This is a genomic window from Salicola sp. AFF1, assembly GCF_056783195.1.
Genome location: NZ_JBXAYL010000017.1, coordinates 24,619 through 45,500 on the forward strand (window position 1 = coordinate 24,619; position 20,882 = coordinate 45,500).

Here is a 20,882-nt window from a genome sequence, read left to right on the forward strand (position 1 = left end):
CGCCATTGTTGATAGACTGTTCCGGAAAGACACCAGTTTAACGCTTCCAACTCACCCCGCACCACAGGAGGTTTCTTGATGCGTCGCTCCATTCCTGCAATGGCTGTCGGCCTTGTCCTGCTTTGCCTGGCACTGCCGGCTGTCGCCCAGCAAGAGCAAGAGCAAGAGCAAGAGCAAGAGCAAGAGCAAGAGCAAGAGCAAGAGCAAGGGGAGGCGGAACCGGGCTCCGGCGAGGGGGAACAGGCATCGAATGGCAAGACGGAGAAGGAGGCGGAAGCGCCCAGTGTCACGATGGTGCACTTTGGGCCGAATCGTGCCGGGGGAGCGCTGGCATCACGTTATCCGGATCAGGCGCGGGAGATTGGCCAGGAGGGCGCGACCTTTACCGGCCTGTTGAAGCGGGAAACCACCGCGAAGCGCCATGGGGGCGTTGTGGTGGTGGCTGCCTCCGGCCAGTCGGCGGATCAGGGCCTGACCGGGGCGGTGCGTCGCCAGCTGCCCGAGGCCGGCTGGTTGACGTTGTCCCTCGGGCAGCCGGCTGAGCCGGTGGCGGATATGCCAGAGCGGGTCCTGGAGCCCGGCGAAAGCGGTGGTGGCCAGGCCGAGCCGGATGGGGCCGGGGATGATAATGGAGAGCAGGCACCGGAGAACGGCGGCGGTGACGGGGGTAATGACGATACGGAGGCCGGCGGCGAAGAGGGTGACTCGCCGGACATGACCATCCAGGTGGCAGAAGACGGCGGCACCCCGGAACGGGGGGAGGACTGGCAAAGCCGGGCGCTGGGGCGGCTGGAGGCAGCCGTCCAGGTGCTGCGGGATGAAGGCGTGGGCGTCATCGTGCTTGTGGGCATTGGCGATGGCGCGGATCTGGCCCTGCGTTACGCTCGTGCCAATGCCGCTGCCCTTGCCCCTGAGCAGTTCGGCATGGTTTGGGTCGCGCCCCGGCTCAGGGCGCCGTTCAGCAGTGACCTGGGAACCGAACTGGGACAGGGCTACCCCATCCCGATTCTGGATCTGTATGACCGGCGACTGGGTTCGGACAGCCGCGCCGGCAACCGCGCCGCCGCTGCCCGAAGGGCCGGCTTTGAGACCTATACCCAGTCGGCTCTCCCCATCCCGCTCGGCGAGGCTGCCCGGGACCATCGGCGGATCCCGGCGCGCATCCGGGGCTGGCTTGGCAATCATCTGAAAAACCCGAGGCAGAGCCGTACGGACCAATAGTACCCGTCTGGGCTGAGCTGGCATACTTGAGCCCGTACCAGACAACGTCATAAAAACTGGATTATGAGGACCCTTCATGAAACCGGATACTCTTGCCATTCACGGCGGCTTCCAGCCCGACCCTACCACCAAGGCGGTGGCAACCCCGATTTACCAGACCACATCCTATGCCTTTGACGACACCCAGCACGGTGCCGACCTGTTCGACCTGAAAGTCGAGGGCAATATCTACAGCCGGATCATGAATCCGACCAATGCCTTCCTCGAGGAGCGTGTAAGGCTTCTGGAAGGCGGTGTGGGCGCGCTGGCCATGGCCTCGGGCATGGCCGCCATCACGGCGGCGATCCAGGCCATTGCCGAGGCCGGGGACAATATCGTCACCACCACCCAGCTCTATGGCGGAACCTATAATCTGTTTGCGCATACGTTCCCGAAGCAGGGGATCGAGGTCCGGTTTGTCAGCGCCGACGACCCGGATGCGTTCGAGGCTCGTATCGATGATCGTACCAAGCTGATCTTCTGCGAGACCGTGGGCAATCCGGCCGGTAATATCGTGGACATCGAAAAGCTGGCCACGATCGGTCACCGCCACGGTGTGCCGCTGTTTGTGGACAACACCGTTGCCACGCCCTGCCTATGGCGGCCCTTTGAGCATGGCGCCGATGTGGTGATCCATTCACTGACCAAGTTCATGGGCGGGCATGGCACCACCCTTGGGGGCGCCATCGTGGACTCCGGCCGCTTCCCGTGGGCCGATTACCCGGAGCGTTTCGCCATGCTGAATGAACCGGATCCGTCCTACCACGGTGTGGTCTATACCGAAGCCATGGGTGAGGCCGCCTTCATCGGGCGCTGCCGGGTGGTACCGCTGCGCAACATGGGTGCCGCCCTCTCGCCGATGAACGCGTTCCAGCTGATGCAGGGCATTGAAACCCTGCACCTGCGTATGGAGCGCCATTGCGAGAACGCCCTCAAGGTGGCCCAGTACCTGGAGAAGCATCCGGCCGTGAACTGGGTTGGCTACGCGGGACTGGAATCCAGCCGGTACCATGACCTGGCGCAGAAATACATGGGCGGCCAGGCCTCCGGCATCCTCTCCTTTGGCATCAACGGGGGCGACGAAGCAGGGGCCCGCTTCATTGATGCGCTGAAGATGATCGTGCGGCTGGTGAACATTGGTGATGCCAAGACACTGGCCTGCCATCCCGCCAGCACCACCCACCGTCAGCTCAATGACGAGGAACTGGCCAGCGCTGGCGTTTCCCGGGATCTGGTGCGTCTCGCCATTGGTATTGAGCACGTGGATGACATCCTGGCGGACGTTGAGCAGGCTCTGGAGGCATCGCAGGTCTGAACCAGGGTAAGCCCGGCTGCGCGCTCAGCTGGGCTTATTGCTTAATGAATCTTTAAGGGAAGACGAACCGTTCTCCGCTGGGGAAATCAGTTCTTTCCTGTTTTAAGCGTGGCTTTCACCCGCAGCCCACCCATCGGTGAATCATGGAAGGTTAACCGCCCTTCGTATTGTTCGATGATATCGGCAGCGATAGCCAATCCCAGGCCGGACCCCGGTTGATCCCCGTCCACCCGCCAGCCCCTTTCCGCCAGTGAGTCACGCTGTTCCGAGGGGCAGCCAGGGCCGTCATCGTCAACAGTGAGCAATGTCGTTTCTTCAGTGCGTTCCACGGCCACCTGGACCTTCTGGTGGCACCATTTGCATGCATTGTCGAGAAGCACCCCCGCCAGCTCCAGGAAGTCTTCCCGGTCCAGGGGCAGCCTCATGTCGGAGGATGCCTGGATATCAAAGGCGATGCGTTTGTTCGCGTACACCTTCGAGAATACATCAACAAGTTCATTCAGGGCGGTCTCCGGTGCCAGTGTTTGTCCCGGCATACCGCCGCCGGCAAGGCGTGCGCGGCGGAGTTCGCGTTCAACAATGTTGCGCATGGTTGTCACCTGGCGGCGGAGTTCGTCGCTGGTTGCGGGCTCCCCGTTCTCAGACAGCCCATCGAGGATGGTCAATGGCGTTTTCAGTGCGTGCGCAAGGTTTCCCAGGGCTTTTCTGGAGCGTGTTAAGCGGCTGGAGAGCAGCCTGATGAGTTGGTTGATCTCCCGGATCAGGGGCTGGATCTCGGCGGGAACCCGATTGGTATTGAGCTCCGTGATATCGCCCTGTTCCAGGCGATGCAGTTCCTGTCGCAATGCGTTGAGTGGTGCCAGGCCGCGACGGATCAGCGCCGTTTGTGCCAGCACAATAAGGATGAGAAGCAGCATTCCCAGACCGCCGATGCTGAGCTGAAGGAGGTGAATGGTAGCGCTCAGGGGGCCGAGATCCTCAGCGACACCGACCACAGCGCAGCGCCCCGACTGGCTGAAACCTTCAGCCAGTACCATCAGTGGCTGGCCCTCTGGCCCCTGGGTGCGGAAAGTGCTGCGTTCGCCAGGCTCAAGGTCCGGCAGGTCCAGTTGATGGTCCCAAAGGGAACGCGAGCGCTGGGGTGCGTTGCCCTCCGTTTCAATCTGGAAATAGTGACCGGAATAGGGCTTTTGATAGACCTGGGTGAGCTGTTTGCCCTGATGTGGGGGCGCGTTAGGGGGCAGCTCCACGCCGGCGACCAGGGTCTCCAGATCGTGTTCCAGGCGGGTCAGGACAAAGTCGTCCACCAGCTGAGGGGCGCCATAGCTGACGAGGACCACGGTCAGCAGTGTCGCGATCGCCACCGGGATGGCAATGCCAATGGCAAGCCGGGATTGCAGGCTGGTAGGTACCCTCATCCCCTTTCAGGCGTCCTGTGAACGGAAAACGTCGGGGTGAAAGACATAACCCTGGCCACGCCTCGTTTCAATGGCTTCGTGTCCAATCTTTCGGCGCAGCCGGTTGATGTAGACCTCGATGACATTGCTGTCCCTATCCTGATCGTACTCATACACGTGTTCTGTCAGGCGGCTTTTCGACAGGAGGGTATCGGGATGAAGCATCAGGTAGCGCAATAACCGGAACTCGGTTCCCGTGAGTTCCATCTGGGTTCCAGAGGGCAGAATGGCTTCCTGGCGCTCTTCATCCAGTGTCAGCCCGCCTGCGGTAAGGGCACCGCCGGGCTGGTTGCTGGCTCTGTGGATGAGAGCAGTGAGCCGGGCAATCAACTCCTCGGTGTGGAAGGGCTTTCCCAGGTAGTCATCGGCCCCGGCCTTGAACCCATCCACCTTTTCATGCCACGCATCCCGGGCGGTGAGGATCAGAACCGGCAGGGCGTTACCCGCCCTTCGCCAGTTCCGCAGAACCTCCAGCCCTGAACGGCCGGGGAGTCCGAGATCCAGAACGGCCACGTCGTAGGCTTCTTCCTCGCCGAGGTACTGTGCTTCGATGCCGTCGCCGGTCACATCCGTGGCAAAGCCCGAATCACTCAGCGCGCTCCTGAGCTGTTCCACAAGAGCGGTTTCGTCCTCAATCAGCAACAGTCTCATGCGCCAATCACCTAATCGCCTTCGTTCAGGAGTCCGCCCGTAACAGCGTCAAAGCGCAGTTCGCGGACTTTCCCTGATGAATCCAGGATTTCCAGCTCGTAGATGTGTTGGCCGTCCTTGCACTCCAGTTCCACTTCCAGGAACCGGCCGTCGGGGTAATGGGCGCGGAAGGTGGTTAGAATCTGCTCAAGGCCCACGATGTCCTGGCTCTGGTGTAGCTTTCGTACCCTGTCATGATCCGCGCCAGCAATCGGAATGACCGCTGCCAGCAGCAGGGCAGCGGTTATAAGCCGCCGCCAAGGGGGAGTGACTGTCATCATTGGCCTCGCTTGTAACCGCTGAACATGGACCGAACGAGGTTCTGGCGCTCGCGCAGACTTTCCACGATGACGGCGATCACGTGCAGAATTACCAGGGCGAGTGTCAGGTTGGCAAACAGCTCGTGGACCTGTTCGGCTTTTTCCACCAGGGCGCTTTCCTCGTGCTCTGTGTCTGCGTGGGCTTCTTCTTCGCCTTCCGATTCCTCATGTGTTTCGACGGGGGCGCCCTCTGCCTGCATCTCCGGTGAGGCGACCAGCCACCCCGCCAGTGGCCCTTCACCCTCTTCTCCTGCCAGGATCACCATGCCGGCACCGGAGGTGATCAGCAGGGAGAGGATGATCGCCAGGATCATGGCACCGCCTGCCGGGTTGTGCCCCCTGTAGTACTCGGCGCGCCCCCGGATATTGTCGCGCAGGTAAGCCAGTATGGTGCCGGGAGAGAACACGAAACTGCTGAAACGGGCGTGTTCACTTCCGATAAAGCCCCAGATAATGCGCAATACCAGCAGCCCCACAATGAGGTAGCCCGCCCAGGCGTGCAGCCATTCGGGCTCGCCTTCGGTGAGATAGGCTGTAAAGAAGGCCACGACCAGAAGCCAGTGAAAGATGCGTATGAACGGGTCCCAGACCCGGACCTGGTTGTCTTGATTCAAGGTTGGTTCTCCGCTGTCCATGTCTTCAGGCTCCAGCCTGGGGGTGCAACCTTAATTCAGTCTTAAAAGGCATCCGCGTCCGTACTGGTGAGGCCAGGGTCGCTGAGGATGGCGTAGAACGCCGGCAGTGCGATCAGAATCGGCACGGTGGAAATCAGCAGGCGGACCACCATGGAGACCACCCGGGGATTGGTGGCTTTCATCCATCAGGTTGGCGTTTTCGAGCTCGGGTTGGCGTTCGCTAATGCGTCCGCCAACCCGTGTAACCGCCTGTGTCAGTGGCTGGTGCCCTCTTTGTATTGGATCTTGTTCCAGACGTTGTACTTCCCAGAGGGCTTCTTCATGGGAATGCGCTTGATTTCCTCCAGGGTGTCGGCGTCGTAGACGATGACGGCCCCGTCGTCGTCCCAGATACTCAGGAGAAGCGTCTCGCCGTTACGGTCAAACTCCACGTGGGCGGACGTCTTGCCGGGTTCCGGCTGGAGTGTTTTCTCGATCTCCAGGGTCTGCTTGTCAATCACGTGGACCTTGTCCTTGTTGGGGCCAAAGAAGACATCCACCCAAGCGTAGCGTGAGTTCTTGTGGCTGCGCATGAAAAAGCCCGGGCCGGCGGTCTCGAGTGTCTTGAGCACCTCCCAGTTCTCCATGTCGATGATGGAGACGGCACCGGCGCGGAAGTGCGGCGTGGCCATCACGCGCCGGCCCTCATAGTCCCAGGTGATCCCGGAGCCCAGGTGCGGCATGCCAGGCAGTGGCAGGGTGGCGATGGTCTCGCCCGTGTCCAGGTCAATCACGTGCCCGTTCTTGCCGTCGCGAGCAGCACCGATCAGGTGCTGGTAATCCTGATCAAAAAAGAAATCATCCAGGTGGGTTTCTGTCTTCATGCGGCGGACCTGGGCTTCACCATCGACGACCCGGATTTCCCAGGCCTCGGGAATGTCCTTGAGGGCGGCGATGAAGCTGTTCCTCGGTGGCGCCGTATAGACGGCGCTGACGCGGGAGCTTTCCATCGCCTGGGGTACGGCATCCTGGTATTCCAGGCTGTGCCAGCTGGTCTTGGCGGACTGGTTCTCATCCGGACGTGCCGCGGGGATAACCTCCATCAGGCTGAGGTCCTCGGCATCGAACAGAGCCATAGTGTGGGGAAGGTAGTTAGCCGCCAGCACGTGTTCGCCATCGGCGGAGACGGCAATATTGCGCATGTTGATGCCGGCGCGCACCTCGGCCACCACCTTGAGGGTGTACAGGTCGAATTTGGTAATCCAGCCATCCCGCGAACCGAAGTAGACAAAGCGTCCCTGGGGGCCGTATTTGGGCCCGCCGTGGAGCGCGAAGCGGGTCGGGAAGCGGGCAATGGGGGCCATGCGGTCGCCGTCGAGGAGCGTGGCGTGATGGTCGCCTTTCTCAACCACCAGGAAGAGGTTCATCAGGTCCGCCACATAGATGGGGAAGGGGGCGAGCGTGTCGACCGGGTTGGGAACACGGTGTGAGGCCGTTATGGCCTCCTTGTTCCATGCCAGATCCTCGTCCGGCTCGGTGTAGATGTGGTCCACCAGCTGCCCAATTTCATCCTCCGAAAGGACGGATTCATAGCCACTCATCTGGGTGGCGGCCCGTCCCTCGCGGATGACCCTGGTGGCTTCGTCCCGGGAAAGTCGGGACAGGTTCTCCGGCAACAGGGCTGGCCCTGTTACGCCAAGCCGGTCCGAGCCGTGGCAGCTGGCGCAGTGCTGTTGATACAGCGAGGCCGTGGCGCTGGCCTTATTGCTGGCCTGAAGGGCCGGAGCCACGGTCAGAAGGAACAGTAATGCGGTCGTCGTGATGGTGGTCTTCACGGTGATACTCCCTGGTGGGCCATGGCAGGGCGGATCTGGGGGCTCTGGGACGGCATCAAGCGGGCCGCCAGGGCCACCACTTCGCCAACAATGATCAGCGTTGGGGGCTGGAAGCCGTCCTGCTCGACTGTTCGCGGGAGTCCGGCAAGCGATGTAACCGTCGTGCGTTGCTGCTCGGTTGTCCCCCGTTCCACCAGGGCGACCGGGCAGGTTTCCGGCACACCGTGGTGCAGCAGGTTGCGCGCGATGGCGTCGGCGTTGCTTAGTCCCATGTAGAAGACCCGGGTCTGGTTGGGGGTCGCGAGGGCTGCCCAGTCCAGGTCCAGGCTCTGGTCCGCCTTGCGGTGGCCGGTTACGAAGGTCACGCTCTGGGCATAGTCCCGATGGGTCAGGGGGATGCCACAGTGTGAGGCACAGCCTGATGCGGAGGTGATTCCCGGCACGACCTGGACGTTCACGTCCTGTTCCATAAGGTATTCAGCTTCCTCGCCGCCCCGGCCCAGAATGTAGGGGTCACCGCCCTTGAGGCGGACCACGCGCTGCTGCTGGCGGGCCCGTTGCACCAGGAGGCTGTTGGTGTCTTCCTGGCGCACGGCATGGTTGCCGCTGCGCTTGCCCACATGGAGGCATTCCGCGGACGGGTTGACCAGTTCCATGACCTGTGGGGAAACCAGCCGGTCATGGAGGACCACGTCCGCCTGCTGGATCAGCATCAGCGCCCGCAGGGTCAGCAGGCCGGGATCACCCGGGCCGGCCCCAACGATCGCCACATCCCCGGCCCGGAAGGGGGGCTCCGCCAGCTGGAATTCCACCAGGCGTTTTGTCGGGTTGGTGTTGTCCATACAGCGCTCCTTAAAGGTTATGGACCGGAATCTCCATGGCGGGCGTGGCCACCCGGCGGTCGCTTTCAGCGACCCCGATTTCCTCGTTGGTCAGGTAACACCCAGGGTCTTCTTCCCAGAAGTCGCCGGAGACGTTATAGGCCCTGACCCGAGTGTTGCCGTTGCACACGGGCAGGTAATGGCAGGCGCCGCAGCGCCCTTTCACCGGCCTCGGACGCTGGCGGAAACCGGCCATCAGCGGATCGCTCTCGTCGCTCCAGAGCTGAGAGAAGGGGGTTTCTCGAACGTTGCCCAGAGTGTAGTTCCACCAGAATGTATCCGGGTGAACATTGCCCAGGTTGTCGATGTTGGCGATATTCACGCCCGAGGCATTGCCCCCCCAGTTCACGAGCCGCTGCCACAGGTTCTCCACCTGGTCCGGGTAGTGTTCCCGTGCCCATTCCATCAGGAAGGGCCCGTCGGCATCGTTGTTGCCGGTGACGTATTCGCGCTCAATGCCCTGCTGGAGCTCGCTGTGGCAATGGTTGAACATCATGGTCATGGCCTGGCGGGTCATGTCGTACCAGGTGTCGCGCTTGCGGTTGCGCCCGCCACGCCCTGAGTAGTTCAGGTGCGAAAGGTAGAACTTGTCGATGTCGTATTCATCCAGCAGCCGCAGTATATCCGGCAGCTCATGGAAATTGTCCTGGGTCAGGGTGAAGCGCAGCCCCACCTTGATGCCGGCCTGTTGGCACAGTGCCACGGCCTTCATCGAGTCGGCGAACGAGCCCTGCTTCTGGCGGAACCAGTCATGGGTGGCCTCGAGGCCGTCAATGCTGATGCCGACGTAGTCGTAACCCACATCCGCGATCTGCTGGATGTTGGCCTCGGTGATCAGGGTGCCGTTGGTGGACAGGCCCACGTAGAACCCCATCTGCTTGGCGCGATGGGAAATATCGAAGATGTCACGCCGCATCAGGGGCTCACCACCGGACAGAATCAGCACCGGCACGCCGTAGTGCTTGAGGTCGTCCATCACGGTGTAGACCTCGTCGGTCTCCAGCTCGCCCTCAAAGTCAATATCCGCGGAGACCGAGTAACAGTGCTTGCAGGTGAGGTTGCAGCGCCGGATCAGGTTCCAGATGACCACGGGGCCCGATGGCTTAGCGGGTGGTGGCACCGGGCTGGGGTGCATAAGGCTCTTGATGTAGCGGGTCATTCTGAACATGGCGCCCCCTTATTGTTTGCGCTGAAGGCGCAATCCGGTCTTTTTCAGGATTGCGGAGCTGTACAGGATCCGGTGCCCCTGGCAGGCATCGCCCAACAGCTGGTGAATGCGTTCGGCCTTGGTTTCCACTTCCGCCTGGCTGGTGCCATGGACCATGGCGAACAGGTTGTAGGGCCAGAGCGGCGGATGGCGGGGCCGTCGGTAGCAGTGGCTGACAAAGGGCAGTTCGCCCGTTGCCTGGCCCAGCTCCTGGATCCGGTCATCGGCCACATCCCAGACGGTCATGCCATTGAACCGGTAGCCCAGCCGGTAATGGTTGGGCACGGCCGCGACGCGGCGCAGTACGCCACTGGCCTGAAGGCGCCGGAACCGCTCCAGGGCTTCGTCGCCGCTGATGCCGATCTGTTCGCCCACTGCTGCCCAGGGGTCGGATACCAGCGGCAACCCCTGCTGGGTGGCGACGATCAGCTCGCGGTCCAGGTTACCCAGGGGGGCTGGCTCAGACGTAGAAGCGGAGGTTGACATGGAACTCCTCCTCCTTGGGCATGTTGTAGACCGGGTAGCCGGTCAGCGATTCGATGGCATGGATGACGCGGGCAATGGCGTCTTCCTCCTCGGTGGCCAGCACGAACCACATGTTCAGGTCATGTTCCCGGCGGTAGTTATGGGCCACTTCCGGAAAGCTGTTGACCTGGTCCGTCACGGTTTCAAAGTCCGCCTCCGGGACGGCCATGGCCGCCAGGGTCAGGCCGCCGCCCATTTCCCCGGCATGGAACATGGGCCCGAACCGGGTCAGCAGGCCGGCGTCCAGCATGGAACGAAGGTGGGCCAGTAGGGTGGCCTCCCCGATGCCGAGCTCCTGTGCCACGGTTGCATAGGGGTGAGGGACCAGGGGCAGACCATCCTGAAGGCGGTTGAGGATAGCCCGCTCCGTCGCGCTCAGCGCGGGCACTGGGTCAGCAGCGTTCATGACCGACATAACGGCCTCCGCACTGTCGATAGGCCTTGCGGCTGAACAGCACGTCGTGCTCCGCGTTCTCAAGGCCGTGGCGCTCACGCAGTTGCCGCAGCTGCTCCAGCACCTGTTCCCGGTCGGTGCCGTGGATCATGCAGAACAGGTTGTAGGGCCAGTCCGGGCGTTGCCGGGGCCGTTGATAACAGAGCGTCACGAAGGGCTCTTCCGCAAACGCGTTGCCAATGGTGGCAACCGCCTCGTCCGGAAGGTTCCAGACCACCATGGCATTGGCGCGATACCCCAGGGTACGGTGGCGCACCACCAGCCCCATGCGTTTGATCAGGCCCTCGGATTGCCATTCGGCGACGGCCTCAAGGACCTGGTTTTCGGTAAGACCGCATTCCGCCGCGAGCACCTGATAGGGCCGGGAGCACAGCGGCAGCCCGCTTTCGAGTTTGCGGCGCAGTAGCAACCGTTTCTGCGCCTCGCTCAGGGTGGGGGTGACAGCCTGGGGCATACGGCTCATGGCAGTGCCTCCCAGTCGATGTTGAAGGCGAGGTCGATGTGATAGGCCTCAACCATTGGCAGCCTGAGAACAGGCAGTGCCAGTGTCTCCTCCAGCTCATCCAGGCGCGCCGCCAGCGTTGTTTCATCCGGCGCGGTCATGACAAACCAGAGGTTGAATGTGTGTTCCCGGGCATAGTTGTGGTTGATGCCCGGGAAGTGATTGATCCGGTCGGCGACCCGATCAATCTGGTGTTCCGGTGTCGCAACAGCCGCGAGCAGGCTGGCGCCCGCCCGGCTGTGTTCAAAAACCGGGCCAACCCGGCTGATGACCTGCTGCGCCTGGAGCGCCTCCAGCCGGCCGATGACCGCCTGTTCGGACAGGCCCACCGCTTCACCCATTGCCAGGAAGGGGCGGGCGGTTACGGGCATCTGCCTCTGGTAGAGGTCAATCAGCTGCCTGTCGGTCGCGTCCAGTCGCATCAGGTCACCCGGTTCAGTACACGTCGTGCTGTGTGTTGTAGACGTTGAACTTGCCCGTGGGGGTAACCAGGCGCTCGTCCTTGATCACTTTCTTCAGCTCACGGGTTTCATCATCCACAACCACCAGGGCGGATTCCTGCTCCTTGCCGTTCCAGACCGAGAACCAGACCTCGTCACCGGCCTTGTTGTACTCGGGCTGCACAACCCGCTTGGGCCCTTCGCCCAGGTCCGCCCACTTGGCAATGGGCAGGCGCTCGTAGCCTTCATCCAGATTGTTGATGTCAAAGACCACAACGCTCTGCTTGATCTTGTCATTGGGGTTGAGCGGGGTGTCCACGTACAGGTTGTCGGATTCCGGATGGGTCTTGATGAACAGCGAGCTGCTGCCCTGGCCCTTCAGGGTGCGAACAACCTCCCAGGCGTGTTCCGGATGGTTTTTCGGGTCCGTGCCGATCAGCTGGACGGTGTCGTCACCCAGGTGGGACGTCGCCCAGACGGGGCCGTATTCCGGATCCACGAAGTTGGCGCCACGGCCGGGGTGGGGGATGTTGCCCACGTTCACCAGCTCTTCCAGTTCACGTTCCCTGGAGTCGACCACCGCAATCTTGTCGGACTCGTTGGCGGCGGTAAGGAAGTAGCGCTTGGTCCGGTCCCAGCCGCCGTCATGCAGGAAAGGGGCGGAATCGATGGTGGTCACGGACAGGTTGTTGAGGTCCTCGTAGTTGACCAGCTTGACCTTGCCGGTTTCCTTCACGTTGACGATGAACTCCGGATGCTCATGGGAGGCAACAATCGCCGCCACGCGGGGCTCTGGATGGTATTCCTGCTCATTGACCGTCATGCCACGTGTGGAGACGATCTTCTTCGGCTCCAGCGTCTGGCCATCCATGATGGTGTACTGCGGCGGCCAGTAGCTGCCGGCAATGGCGAGGTCATCCTCATAACCCTCGAACTTGGAGGTTTCCACGGAGCGGGCTTCCAGACCCACAGTGATTTCGGCCACCTTGGCGGGGTCCTCCATCCAGAGGTCGATCATGGTCACGCGGGCGTCGCGGCCAATGACGAAAACATAGCGGCCTGAGGCGGACATGCGTGAGATGTGGACCGCATAGCCGGTTTCGATGACCTCCACGATCTCCTTGGTGTCGCCGCTGATCAGGGCAACCTGACCCGCATCACGCAGTGTGACACTGAACAGGTTATCCCGGTTCAGGTCATTCTGCGGCTCAGTGGGGCGTTCTTCCGGGGGGACATAGAGCTCCCAGCTCTCACGCATTTTCTCCATGCCAAACTCCGGCGGCTCCGGTGGCTCATGCATGACGTATTTGGCCATGAGCTCGACTTCGTCGTCCGTGAGCTCGCCGGATTTGCCCCAGGCCGGCATTCCGGCGGGCGAGCCGCTGTTGATGAAGGCCTTGAGGTAGGCCAGGCCCTTGTCCTGAGTGATGTCCGGTGTCAGGGGCTTGCCCGTGGCGCCGTTGCGCAGCACTCCGTGGCAGCCAGCACAGCGGTCAAAGAATATTTCCTTCGCCTTCTTGAACTGCGCCTTGGTCAGGTCCGGCGCTCCCGGGGAGGTAACCAGGTCCTTGGTGGAATCCGGATCAACGGCGCTGGGTGCGCTCTTGTAAGCGGCACCGGATTGGTCATCCGCCTCCTTGGGAGAGGCGTGCACCGTCGTACCGGCAGTGATGGCAAGGGCCGCAGCCAGCGCCATGGGTTTGAAGAAATGGTGGGTGGTATTCATCGGCTGTTCTCCTCGGTGCCCATTTAATACATCTCCCATATTTCTTTTTATTAATGGTGTCATCATTGAGGAAAGTCATGGTCGCGCAACAAAAGCAGGTCATTACCCCGCAAGGAGTACTTACAATGAGTCCGGATGTGGCCAAACATTTAATTATTATCAATGAATCGTGACGCAAGCTTAGCCATGATTCATGAAACAGTGAGAAGCAGGTGGCGCTGTGGGCTTTTGCAGGCGAATGGTTTTGGTAGTGGTCAGCATCGCCAGCCTGGCGGTACCGGCACAGGCAGCGGCGTCTGACAGCGCGCAGCTGCGGGAACTGGTCCGCCAGGACTGTGGCGCCTGTCATGGCCTGCGGCTTGGTGGTGGGCTGGGGCCAGGGTTGCGTGCCGGGGATCTTGAAGGTCTTACGGTTGACGCCATTGCGGCGATTGTCCGTAACGGGGTCCCGGACACTGCCATGCCCCCGTGGCAGGCGCTTCTCAGTGAACAGGAAATCCAGTGGATCAGCCGGAAACTGAAATCCGGTTCCCTGCTCCGTGGTAACGACCCAAGGTGACTTTATGACCCCCATGCCCTATCGGCTCCGAGTCCTCGCTCCGCTACTGGCTGTTGTGCTTCTGGCGGGCTGCCAGATGCTGCCGCCATCCGGAGCGCCGTCACCAGCGTTGCGTGGCACCGGTGACCTGGGGTTGATTGTGGAACGGGCCTCGGGGTCGGTGCTGGTGGTGGATACCACGGAAAAAGCCGTGCTCGGGCGGGTCGAGGGGCTGGGGAACCTCTCCCACGCCTCGGTGGTCTATTCCCGGGACGGGCGTTACGGCTATGTTTTCGGCCGCGACGGGGGCCTCACCAAGGTGGACCTTCTGACCCGGTCCATCGACAGGCGGATCATCCAGTCCGGCAACAGCATTGGCGGTGCCATTTCCCAGGACGGTCAGTACCTGGCGGTGTCCAACTATGAGCCGGGCGGAGTCAAGGTTTTTGACAGCGAGACCCTGGAGCCGGTGGCCAGCATCCCGGCCGAGTACGAGGGTGAGGATGGTGAAACCCGCCAGTCCAAGACCGTCGGCCTGGTTGATGCGCCGGGCAACCGGTTCGTGTTCAGCCTTTTTGACGCTGGCGAAATCTGGACCCTGGATATGGACAATGGCGAGCCGGAGGTGACCCGGTATGAGGCGGGCAGCAAGCCCTACGATGCGCTGCTCACCGGCCAGGGCCGCTATTACATTGCCGGTCTTTTCGGCGAGGACGGTCTGTCACTGCTGGATCTGTGGTATCCGGAAAAGGGGACACGGACCATCCTCCCGGACTACGGCCGGGGCGAGGAACGGCGTCCGGTCTACAAGATGCCGCACCTGGAAGGCTGGGCGATTGCCGGTGATCGTGCCTTCGTGCCGGCTGTTGGTGGCCATGAGGTGCTGCAGGTGGATATGGAGAGCTGGGAGCTCAGTGGACGGATTCCCGTTCAGGGCCAGCCGGTGTTCGTGATGGCCAGCCCTGATCACCGCCGTGTATGGGTCAGCTTCGCCCATCCCAATAACGACGTCGTTCAGGTTATCGACTCACGGACTTCGGAAATCATCCGTACCCTGGAACCCGGTGAGGCGGTGCTGCACATGGAGTTCAGCCCCAGGGGCGAGATGGTCTGGATTTCCGCGAGGGACAGCAACCGGGTCACGGTCTATGACACCCGGAGTCTGGAGAAGGTGGCCACGCTCAAGGCGAAGGATCCCAGCGGCATCTTCTTTACCAGCAGGGCCCACAGGTTGGGGCTGTGATTCAGCGGTGGGCCAGCAATGCCCCGGCGGTAACCGTGTAGGCAACAGCCCAGCAGCCGGTCGCACTCCAAAGCAGCATGGGCGAATGCCAGGGCGGGGCGCCAGCGGCAAGGCGCGCCAGTACGGCCAGCGTCACGGGGCCAAGGGTGGCGAGCAGCACTGCCACCGGTGGCGGCTTTCGGCGCGTGGTATGGTAGTGGCCGCGCAGCATGACACCGATGGTCAGTGTGCCCAGAGCGCCCACGGTAACCAGGTGCAGCACGGCGGAGGGATCCTGATTGCCCACTCTTGCCGCTCCCATTGCACCCGCGCCGCCCGCCAGCCAGAGCGTACCCAGCGCCAGCCCCAGCAGGTCCGGCCTGTCGAGGCAGAGCCAAAGGCGCCACCTCAGGGTCCGGACCAGGATCAGCAGGCTTGATGCCAGCAACAGGCCGCCGCTCAATACCGGCGGCAATGGCAGCAGCGTTGCCAGTGCCGCGCCACCGAGCAGCAGGATCAACGCGGCCTCGATGCGCGGCTGGACCCGTGCTGTCTGCGTGATGCCGCGCTTTTCCAGTGTTCCCGCCACTGCCGGCGCAATCAGGCGCCCGCTCATAAAGGTCATCAGAAGCAGCAGGAGCAGTACCCCGGTGTGCAACAGGGTCGTCGTCCTGGGTGCCGGCGTGGCGCCGGGGATGAGCCAGAGCAACGGGAGGCCGCAAAGCGCCAGAAGCAGCGGCACCAGCATCCGGTTGCGCCATTTCTTGGCAGCATTGAACCGGGGCACGACCCGCCAGGCGAGCAGTAGCGCGAAGGCGGGGCTGAGCAGCTGGCTCAACCAGAGACCGGGGGCAACCGCTGTAGCCAGGCGTGCTGCTACCCAGAGCCCGAACAGGGGTGCCAGCCAGCGCGCCGGCTGGGGGCCAAGGGTATAGCCGGCCACCACCGCGAGCGCGAAGCCAAAGATCATTGCGTGGCCGTGCTGGGCGCCAATGAGCCCCGGTATCCAGGGCCAGTCCAACAGCATGGCCGCCATGGACAAGGGCAGGGCGGTGGCGGCATAAAGGCAGGCCGCCGGAAAGAACAGGCGGTGGCTCTTCAGGCGGGCGGAGCGCGTGCTCGGCATGCGAGGAGGACCCGGGGCTGCCAAAAGATGCAGGGAACATAAATCCTTTGCTGGCGGCTTGCAATGCCGGTTTCCCGGGTGCTGGCTTGCCCGGTAAGATGGGAGCCTCGGTCACAGAGGGTTTAGGAGGGGGAATCGTGGCAACAGCACTCAAGCATCTTTTCGACAACAATGCGCAGTGGGTCCAGGACACACTGGAACAGGACCCGGATTTCTTTGAGCGGCTCTCACAGCAACAGGCACCGGAGTATCTGTGGATCGGCTGTGCCGACAGCCGGGTCCCCGCCAACCAGGTGGTGGGCCTGATGCCTGGGGAGCTGTTCGTGCACCGGAACGTGGCCAATGTGGTGGTGCACACGGACCTGAATCTGCTGTCGGTGTTGCAGTTCGCCGTGGAAGTGCTGAAGGTCAAGCATGTCATCGTGTGTGGCCATTACGGCTGTGGTGGCGTTAAGGCCGCCTACCAGGATGCGCACCTGGGACTGATCGACAACTGGCTGCGTCACATCCAGAACGTTGCCAGCAACCACCAGGAGCTTCTGGCGGCCCAGCCGGATGAGGAAGCCGCCACGAACAAGCTGTGTGAGCTGAACGTGGTGGCCCAGGTGGCCAATGTCTGCCGCACCACGGTGGTGGCGGACGCCTGGCGCGGCGGGCAGGAGCTGTCCGTGCACGGCTTCATCTACGGGCTGGCGGATGGCCGACTGCGGGACCTGGGGCTGGGCGTTCGCAGCACGGAGGAACGCGAAGCCCAGTGCCGCCAGGCCGTGGAACGCCTGAGCCGTGGGGCGCCCACGCCGCAAGGGGATTGAGTTCCAGCCCCGGTCTGCTTAAGGAGGAGCACGCATGAAGTTGTTTCTGGCGGTCGCCACCGTCACGGTGATGGGGCTGTTCCAGTCCTCGCTATTGGCGACCCTGCCCTGGATTATTGACCGCACCGGGCTTCCCGCCGCGTTCTGGTCCGTGCTGGTGGCCGCCAGCCTGATCCTGGTGGCGGTGAGCAGCCCGGTGTGGGGGCGGCGTACGGACAGCCACGGCCCCCTGCCGGTGATGCGCCTGACCATGGGCCTGGTGGTGGTGAGCTATGGCTTGTTGATCGCTGCGGTTCTGGCCCTGTCGGCCCCGATCTGGATCGCGGCCATCGCCATCGTGACGCGTCTTGTCTATGGCGTTGCCACAGGCGGCGTCTTCCCCTCCGCGCAGCGTTTCGCCCTTGCGGACAAGCCGGTCTCCCAGTGGCCGGAAACCCTGGCCTACATCCAGGCCTCAACCCATGCCGGCCGGGTCCTGGGGCCGGGGATTGTGGCCCTGGCGGCGATCTGGAGCCTGCCGCTCGGGCTGGTGCTGATTGTTGTGCTCGGTGTGGTGCTCTGGTTCATGCAGTGGTACTTCGCAGCCGGGGTGGCCGCCGAGCCCGGTGGCAACCGGGAGCAGGCGCAACCCCCGCCATGGAGCGAGGATTGGCCCCTCTATGGGCTTGGGTTCATGATTACGCTCTGGGTAGGGCAGCTCCAGTTCGCGCTTGGCCCCTACCTCCAGAACCTGGTGGGCGTGGATTCGGTCACGGCCTCGCAATGGACGGGAACGGCGCTGATGGCAGCCTCCGTTTCCGCCATTGTGGCAGGGCCGTTGGGGAACCGCTGGTTGTCGCCCACGCCCCGACTGTTGTGCGGGGTCTGGCTGGGTGTTTTTACCCTGGGTGGCGTATTGCTGGCCGCCGCGTCTGGTGTGTTCGGGGTGGGGGCAGCGGTGTGCCTGATCACGGCCGGGCTGACGCTGGCCGCCCCCTGGTACGGCAGCATCCTGCGGGCGCGGCGCCCGGACGCCCAGGGGCAGGTTTCCGGACGCATGATCAGCGTCCACACCATCGGCTTCGGCAGCGGTACCCTTGTGGGCGGCCTCATGCTCGAACTGGCTCCCAACCATGCCATGGCCGCCTTCTACCTGCTGGGGCCGCTGGCCGCCGTACTGGTGGTTATCCACCATCTGAGGGTTCAGGCTGGCATTGTGCCACCAACTGCCTGAGCTCCGGGACACAGGAGCCGCAGTTGGTGCCACAGCCCAGGGTCTTGCCGAGGCTGGTCACTGAATCGCAGCCTTCCGCCACGGCCTCCTCAATCCGGCGTTCGCCCACCTGGAAGCAGGAACAGACAATGGGCCCGGGGTCGGGTTGGTCGCTGTCGCGGGCGGCCAGCACACGGCGCCGGGTGCTGTCATCCAGCCGGGGGGCCTGGAAGAGGCTGTCCAGCCAATCGAGACCCGGGAAGTCATTGGTCGGCTCCACCAGCAGGACCGCCTGCAGCTGGTCACCTTCGTACCAGGCGGCGCGGTAGCGGCCCGCCCCCGGATCCCGCATTTCCGAGTCCGGATGGCGGCCCAGCCACTGCCGCGCTGTGCCCGGCCAATCCGCAACCGTGGTGTTGCCGGCCAGGTGCCAGCATGTGACCTGGGACAACGGCACCCGCGCCCAGTAAAGGTTGCGCGGCCACTGTTCCGGTCCGCCTCCCATCAGCCGTGCGTGCCACTGGGCGTGGAAGGGCTGCAGCGTGGCGGTGCTGTGCTTGGTCTCCGGCTGGCCGGATAACGGGTCCGTCACGCGCGGAAACAGCGCCGAGGCCAGTCCGTGGGCGGTGAAACAATGGTTCCAGTGGATGGGAATGAAGACCTCCCCGCGCCGCATGCCCTCACTGGCCCGTGCCCGGCCCAGATACCGGCCCTGGCCGTTGCTGAGCCAGGCCAGGTCGCCGTTGTTGATACGGTGCGCTGTCAGGTCCTCCGGGTTTGCCTCGATGAAGGGCTCGCACAGGTGCTGGAGCAGGCGCGGGGCTCGGCCGGTGCGGGTCATCGTATGCCACTGGTCGCGAATGCGCCCGCTGGTCACCCGCAGGGGGCGGGAAACCGTGGTGCCGCTGGCCGGCTGGGTGGGCATGAAGCGGGCGCGTCCGTCCGGGGTGGCAAAGCCGCCCTCTTCGAACAGCCGGGCACGCCCTCTGGGGTGCGTGGGTGTGACCGGCCAGCGGACGGGGGCCATGGCGTCATAGTCCGCATCCGTCATGTCTGCCAGCGCCGCCAGGTTGAACTGCTGTCCCGGGTGTCCGGACAGGGTTGAGGCACGGGCATGTTCCCGGAATATGGCGGCGGGGCCGGCGTAGTCGAACGCATCCCGGAATCCCAGGGCCTGGGCTACGGCGCTGATGATCCACCAGTCCGGGCGGGCCTCGCCCACGGCGGGAACCAGGCCACGCTGGCGCGAGATACAGCGTTCCGAGTTGGTCACAGTACCGTCCTTCTCGGCCCACCCCATGGCCGGCAGGGCCACATCCGCCAGGGCCAGGGTGTCGGTGTCCGCCACGCAGTCCGAGACGATCACCAGCGGGCACTGCGCCAGGGCGTTGCGTGCCCGTTCGGGGTCCGGGAGCGAGACCAGGGGATTGGTGGCCATGATCCACACGCACTGGATCTCACCGCGCTCAATAGCCTCAAACAGGTCAATGGCTTTGTGGCCCGGTCCCGTGGGCAGGGCCGGCGCTTGCCAGAACCGGGTCAGGGCCTCCCGGGCGCTGGGTGTGTCGTAATCCATGTGGGCGGCCAGCTGGTTGGCAAGACCGCCAACCTCGCGGCCGCCCATGGCATTGGGCTGGCCGGTAATGGAGAAGGGCGTCGCGCCCGGGCGGCCAATGCGGCCGGTAGCCAGGTGGCAGTTGATGATGGCGTTGGCCTTGTCGGTCCCGGATCGGGACTGGTTCAGGCCCTGGGACCAGAAGCTGGTGGTGCGCGGGGTGGCCGCGAACCATTCAAAGAAGGTGCGTACATCCTCCAGGGCCAGGTCACAGCGTGCCGCAACCGTTTCCGGGTCCGGCGCACTGTCGCGGGCGGCCTGCAGGGACGCCTGGGGGTCGTTGCAGTGCGCGTTGATCCAGTTCTCATCCAGCGTGCCGGTATCGGCCAGCCAGCAGAGAAGTCCATTCCAGAGGATGGCATCGGTGCCCGGCCGCAGGGCAAGGTGAAGGTCAGCCTGGTCACAGGAAGCGGTCCGGCGCGGGTCGATGACGACCATGCGCCGGTCAGGCCTATCGGCGCCCGCATTCTGCATGCGCTGGTAGAGGATGGGATGGTTCCAGGCGGGATTCGCTCCGGCCAGCACCAGGAGGTCAGCCAGCTCCAGGTCCTCGTAGCAGCCTGGCACCGCATCCTCCCCGAAAGCGCGCTTGTGGGCGGCGACGGCGGAGGACATGCACAGCCGGGAGTTGGTATCCACATGGGGCGTACCAATGAAGCCTTTGGCGAACTTGTTGGCCACATAGTAGTCCTCGGTCAGGAGTTGGCCAGAGAGGTAAAAAGCAATGGATTCCCCTCCCTGATCCCGCCGCAGGCGGCCCATTTCACCGGCCAGGTAGGCGATCGCTTCCTGCCAGTCCGTGTCCTTTCCCTGGATTCGGGGCCGCGTCAGGCGGTCCTGGGCGCCGAGGGTTTCATGCAGCGCCGAGCCCTTAACGCAAAGCCGCCCGGCATTGGCAGGGTGATCGGGGTCGCCCCGCACGGGGGCGAGGCCGTCGCCCTCGGCGTTGGCCTCAACACCGCAGCCGACGCCGCAGTAGGGGCAGGTGGTCTTGCAGCCCATGATGGAGTCTCCCTGAATAAAAAAGGCCCGGCCGCCGATCCCCGGAACAGGGGTAGCGACCGGGCCACGGTGCCCGTTGTCTGTGATGACGCAGATTTGCGTTTCATCAAGCATTTCCCGTGCCTGCTCTGAATGGCCTGTAACCGGGG

21 protein-coding genes are annotated in these 20,882 nt (G+C 63.4%); 6 read left to right on the plus strand and 15 right to left on the minus strand.

Features of this window, described 5'->3' with window-relative positions:
• The first annotated feature begins 78 nt into the window (after positions 1-78).
• On the plus strand, positions 79-1,221 hold the full coding sequence (locus AC1RQI_RS11905) for a DUF3530 family protein (RefSeq protein WP_481904949.1): 1,143 nt from the start codon (positions 79-81) through the stop codon (positions 1,219-1,221).
• Positions 1,222-1,297: 76 nt separating this feature from the next.
• Entirely contained in the window at positions 1,298-2,575 is a 1,278-nt protein-coding gene (locus tag AC1RQI_RS11910; protein ID WP_481904950.1) for an O-acetylhomoserine aminocarboxypropyltransferase/cysteine synthase family protein, read from the plus strand.
• Positions 2,576-2,661: 86 nt separating this feature from the next.
• Here the strand turns inward: AC1RQI_RS11910 and AC1RQI_RS11915 are convergent, their stop codons facing one another.
• From AC1RQI_RS11915 to AC1RQI_RS11975, 13 genes are all read right to left on the minus strand, one after another.
• Positions 2,662-3,993: an ATP-binding protein gene (locus AC1RQI_RS11915; RefSeq protein ID WP_481904951.1), complete on the minus strand. Its 1,332-nt coding sequence runs from the start codon at positions 3,991-3,993 to the stop codon at positions 2,662-2,664.
• A gap of 6 nt (positions 3,994-3,999) precedes the next feature.
• Complete coding sequence (locus AC1RQI_RS11920) at positions 4,000-4,683, minus strand: response regulator transcription factor (protein WP_416633227.1); 684 nt, start codon at positions 4,681-4,683, stop codon at positions 4,000-4,002.
• An 11-nt stretch (positions 4,684-4,694) separates the two neighbouring features.
• The gene (locus AC1RQI_RS11925) at positions 4,695-5,003 is read right to left on the minus strand and encodes a PepSY domain-containing protein (protein ID WP_481904952.1); all 309 of its coding nucleotides are present in this window, start codon (positions 5,001-5,003) and stop codon (positions 4,695-4,697) included.
• Entirely contained in the window at positions 5,000-5,656 is a 657-nt protein-coding gene (locus tag AC1RQI_RS11930) for a cytochrome b/b6 domain-containing protein (RefSeq protein ID WP_481904953.1), read from the minus strand. Before AC1RQI_RS11930 ends, AC1RQI_RS11925 begins: the two co-directional genes overlap by 4 nt.
• 62 nt (positions 5,657-5,718) lie before the next feature.
• Positions 5,719-5,859 (minus strand): hypothetical protein, encoded by a 141-nt coding sequence (locus AC1RQI_RS11935; RefSeq protein WP_481904954.1) that lies wholly within the window; start codon positions 5,857-5,859, stop codon positions 5,719-5,721.
• A gap of 72 nt (positions 5,860-5,931) precedes the next feature.
• Complete coding sequence (locus tag AC1RQI_RS11940) at positions 5,932-7,491, minus strand: cytochrome D1 domain-containing protein (protein ID WP_481904955.1); 1,560 nt, start codon at positions 7,489-7,491, stop codon at positions 5,932-5,934.
• Positions 7,488-8,333: a uroporphyrinogen-III C-methyltransferase gene (gene cobA, locus AC1RQI_RS11945; protein ID WP_481904956.1), complete on the minus strand. Its 846-nt coding sequence runs from the start codon at positions 8,331-8,333 to the stop codon at positions 7,488-7,490. The genes AC1RQI_RS11940 and cobA overlap by 4 nt, the downstream gene beginning before the upstream one ends.
• A 10-nt stretch (positions 8,334-8,343) precedes the next feature.
• Positions 8,344-9,540 carry a heme d1 biosynthesis radical SAM protein NirJ gene (nirJ, locus tag AC1RQI_RS11950; RefSeq protein WP_481904957.1) on the minus strand — a complete coding sequence of 399 codons (1,197 nt, stop codon included), beginning with the start codon at positions 9,538-9,540 and terminating at the stop codon, positions 8,344-8,346.
• Positions 9,541-9,549: 9 nt separating this feature from the next.
• Positions 9,550-10,065, minus strand: coding sequence for a siroheme decarboxylase subunit beta (gene ahbB, locus AC1RQI_RS11955; protein WP_481904958.1), 516 nt, complete (start codon positions 10,063-10,065; stop codon positions 9,550-9,552).
• Positions 10,040-10,519 (minus strand): Lrp/AsnC family transcriptional regulator, encoded by a 480-nt coding sequence (locus AC1RQI_RS11960; protein ID WP_416633239.1) that lies wholly within the window; start codon positions 10,517-10,519, stop codon positions 10,040-10,042. The genes ahbB (AC1RQI_RS11955) and AC1RQI_RS11960 overlap by 26 nt, the downstream gene beginning before the upstream one ends.
• Complete coding sequence (gene ahbB / locus AC1RQI_RS11965; RefSeq protein WP_481904959.1) at positions 10,497-11,021, minus strand: siroheme decarboxylase subunit beta; 525 nt, start codon at positions 11,019-11,021, stop codon at positions 10,497-10,499. The genes AC1RQI_RS11960 and ahbB (AC1RQI_RS11965) overlap by 23 nt, the downstream gene beginning before the upstream one ends.
• Complete coding sequence (locus tag AC1RQI_RS11970; RefSeq protein WP_481904960.1) at positions 11,018-11,482, minus strand: AsnC family transcriptional regulator; 465 nt, start codon at positions 11,480-11,482, stop codon at positions 11,018-11,020. Before AC1RQI_RS11970 ends, ahbB (AC1RQI_RS11965) begins: the two co-directional genes overlap by 4 nt.
• A 13-nt stretch (positions 11,483-11,495) precedes the next feature.
• Entirely contained in the window at positions 11,496-13,226 is a 1,731-nt protein-coding gene (locus AC1RQI_RS11975; protein WP_481904961.1) for a cytochrome D1 domain-containing protein, read from the minus strand.
• 250 nt (positions 13,227-13,476) lie between these two features.
• Here AC1RQI_RS11975 and AC1RQI_RS11980 point away from each other — a divergent pair, with 250 nt between their 5' ends.
• Positions 13,477-13,785: a c-type cytochrome gene (locus tag AC1RQI_RS11980; protein WP_481904989.1), complete on the plus strand. Its 309-nt coding sequence runs from the start codon at positions 13,477-13,479 to the stop codon at positions 13,783-13,785.
• 4 nt (positions 13,786-13,789) lie between these two features.
• The gene (locus AC1RQI_RS11985) at positions 13,790-15,007 is read left to right on the plus strand and encodes a cytochrome D1 domain-containing protein (protein WP_481904962.1); all 1,218 of its coding nucleotides are present in this window, start codon (positions 13,790-13,792) and stop codon (positions 15,005-15,007) included.
• Between the two features lies 1 nt (position 15,008).
• Here AC1RQI_RS11985 and AC1RQI_RS11990 read toward each other — a convergent pair whose 3' ends face one another.
• Positions 15,009-16,112 (minus strand): NnrS family protein, encoded by a 1,104-nt coding sequence (locus AC1RQI_RS11990; RefSeq protein WP_481904963.1) that lies wholly within the window; start codon positions 16,110-16,112, stop codon positions 15,009-15,011.
• 137 nt (positions 16,113-16,249) lie between these two features.
• Between AC1RQI_RS11990 and can the strand changes: the two genes are divergently transcribed.
• On the plus strand, positions 16,250-16,924 hold the full coding sequence (gene can, locus AC1RQI_RS11995) for a carbonate dehydratase (protein ID WP_481904964.1): 675 nt from the start codon (positions 16,250-16,252) through the stop codon (positions 16,922-16,924).
• Between the two features lie 34 nt (positions 16,925-16,958).
• Positions 16,959-18,137 (plus strand): MFS transporter, encoded by a 1,179-nt coding sequence (locus AC1RQI_RS12000; protein ID WP_416633246.1) that lies wholly within the window; start codon positions 16,959-16,961, stop codon positions 18,135-18,137.
• Here AC1RQI_RS12000 and AC1RQI_RS12005 read toward each other — a convergent pair.
• The gene (locus tag AC1RQI_RS12005; RefSeq protein WP_481904965.1) at positions 18,088-20,847 is read right to left on the minus strand and encodes a nitrate reductase; all 2,760 of its coding nucleotides are present in this window, start codon (positions 20,845-20,847) and stop codon (positions 18,088-18,090) included. The two genes, AC1RQI_RS12000 and AC1RQI_RS12005, sit on opposite strands and share 50 nt — an antisense overlap.
• Positions 20,848-20,882: the final 35 nt, after the last annotated feature.

Bases quoted from the DNA above. Each gene is read 5' to 3' on its own strand.
- AC1RQI_RS11910 (WP_481904950.1), top strand. From the start codon at position 1,298: ATGAAACCGGATACTCTTGCCATTCACGGCGGCTTCCAGCCCGACCCT.
- cobA (WP_481904956.1), bottom strand. From the start codon at position 8,333: ATGGACAACACCAACCCGACAAAACGCCTGGTGGAATTCCAGCTGGCG.
- nirJ (WP_481904957.1), bottom strand. From the start codon at position 9,540: ATGTTCAGAATGACCCGCTACATCAAGAGCCTTATGCACCCCAGCCCG.
- ahbB (WP_481904958.1), bottom strand. From the start codon at position 10,065: ATGTCAACCTCCGCTTCTACGTCTGAGCCAGCCCCCCTGGGTAACCTG.
- AC1RQI_RS11970 (WP_481904960.1), bottom strand. From the start codon at position 11,482: ATGCGACTGGACGCGACCGACAGGCAGCTGATTGACCTCTACCAGAGG.
- AC1RQI_RS11975 (WP_481904961.1), bottom strand. From the start codon at position 13,226: ATGAATACCACCCACCATTTCTTCAAACCCATGGCGCTGGCTGCGGCC.
- AC1RQI_RS12005 (WP_481904965.1), bottom strand. From the start codon at position 20,847: ATGCTTGATGAAACGCAAATCTGCGTCATCACAGACAACGGGCACCGT.
- AC1RQI_RS11985 (WP_481904962.1), top strand. From the start codon at position 13,790: ATGACCCCCATGCCCTATCGGCTCCGAGTCCTCGCTCCGCTACTGGCT.
- AC1RQI_RS11920 (WP_416633227.1), bottom strand. From the start codon at position 4,683: ATGAGACTGTTGCTGATTGAGGACGAAACCGCTCTTGTGGAACAGCTC.
- ahbB (WP_481904959.1), bottom strand. From the start codon at position 11,021: ATGAGCCGTATGCCCCAGGCTGTCACCCCCACCCTGAGCGAGGCGCAG.
- AC1RQI_RS11915 (WP_481904951.1), bottom strand. From the start codon at position 3,993: ATGAGGGTACCTACCAGCCTGCAATCCCGGCTTGCCATTGGCATTGCC.
- AC1RQI_RS11960 (WP_416633239.1), bottom strand. From the start codon at position 10,519: ATGTCGGTCATGAACGCTGCTGACCCAGTGCCCGCGCTGAGCGCGACG.
- AC1RQI_RS12000 (WP_416633246.1), top strand. From the start codon at position 16,959: ATGAAGTTGTTTCTGGCGGTCGCCACCGTCACGGTGATGGGGCTGTTC.
- AC1RQI_RS11935 (WP_481904954.1), bottom strand. From the start codon at position 5,859: ATGAAAGCCACCAATCCCCGGGTGGTCTCCATGGTGGTCCGCCTGCTG.
- AC1RQI_RS11990 (WP_481904963.1), bottom strand. From the start codon at position 16,112: ATGCCGAGCACGCGCTCCGCCCGCCTGAAGAGCCACCGCCTGTTCTTT.
- AC1RQI_RS11925 (WP_481904952.1), bottom strand. From the start codon at position 5,003: ATGATGACAGTCACTCCCCCTTGGCGGCGGCTTATAACCGCTGCCCTG.
- AC1RQI_RS11905 (WP_481904949.1), top strand. From the start codon at position 79: ATGCGTCGCTCCATTCCTGCAATGGCTGTCGGCCTTGTCCTGCTTTGC.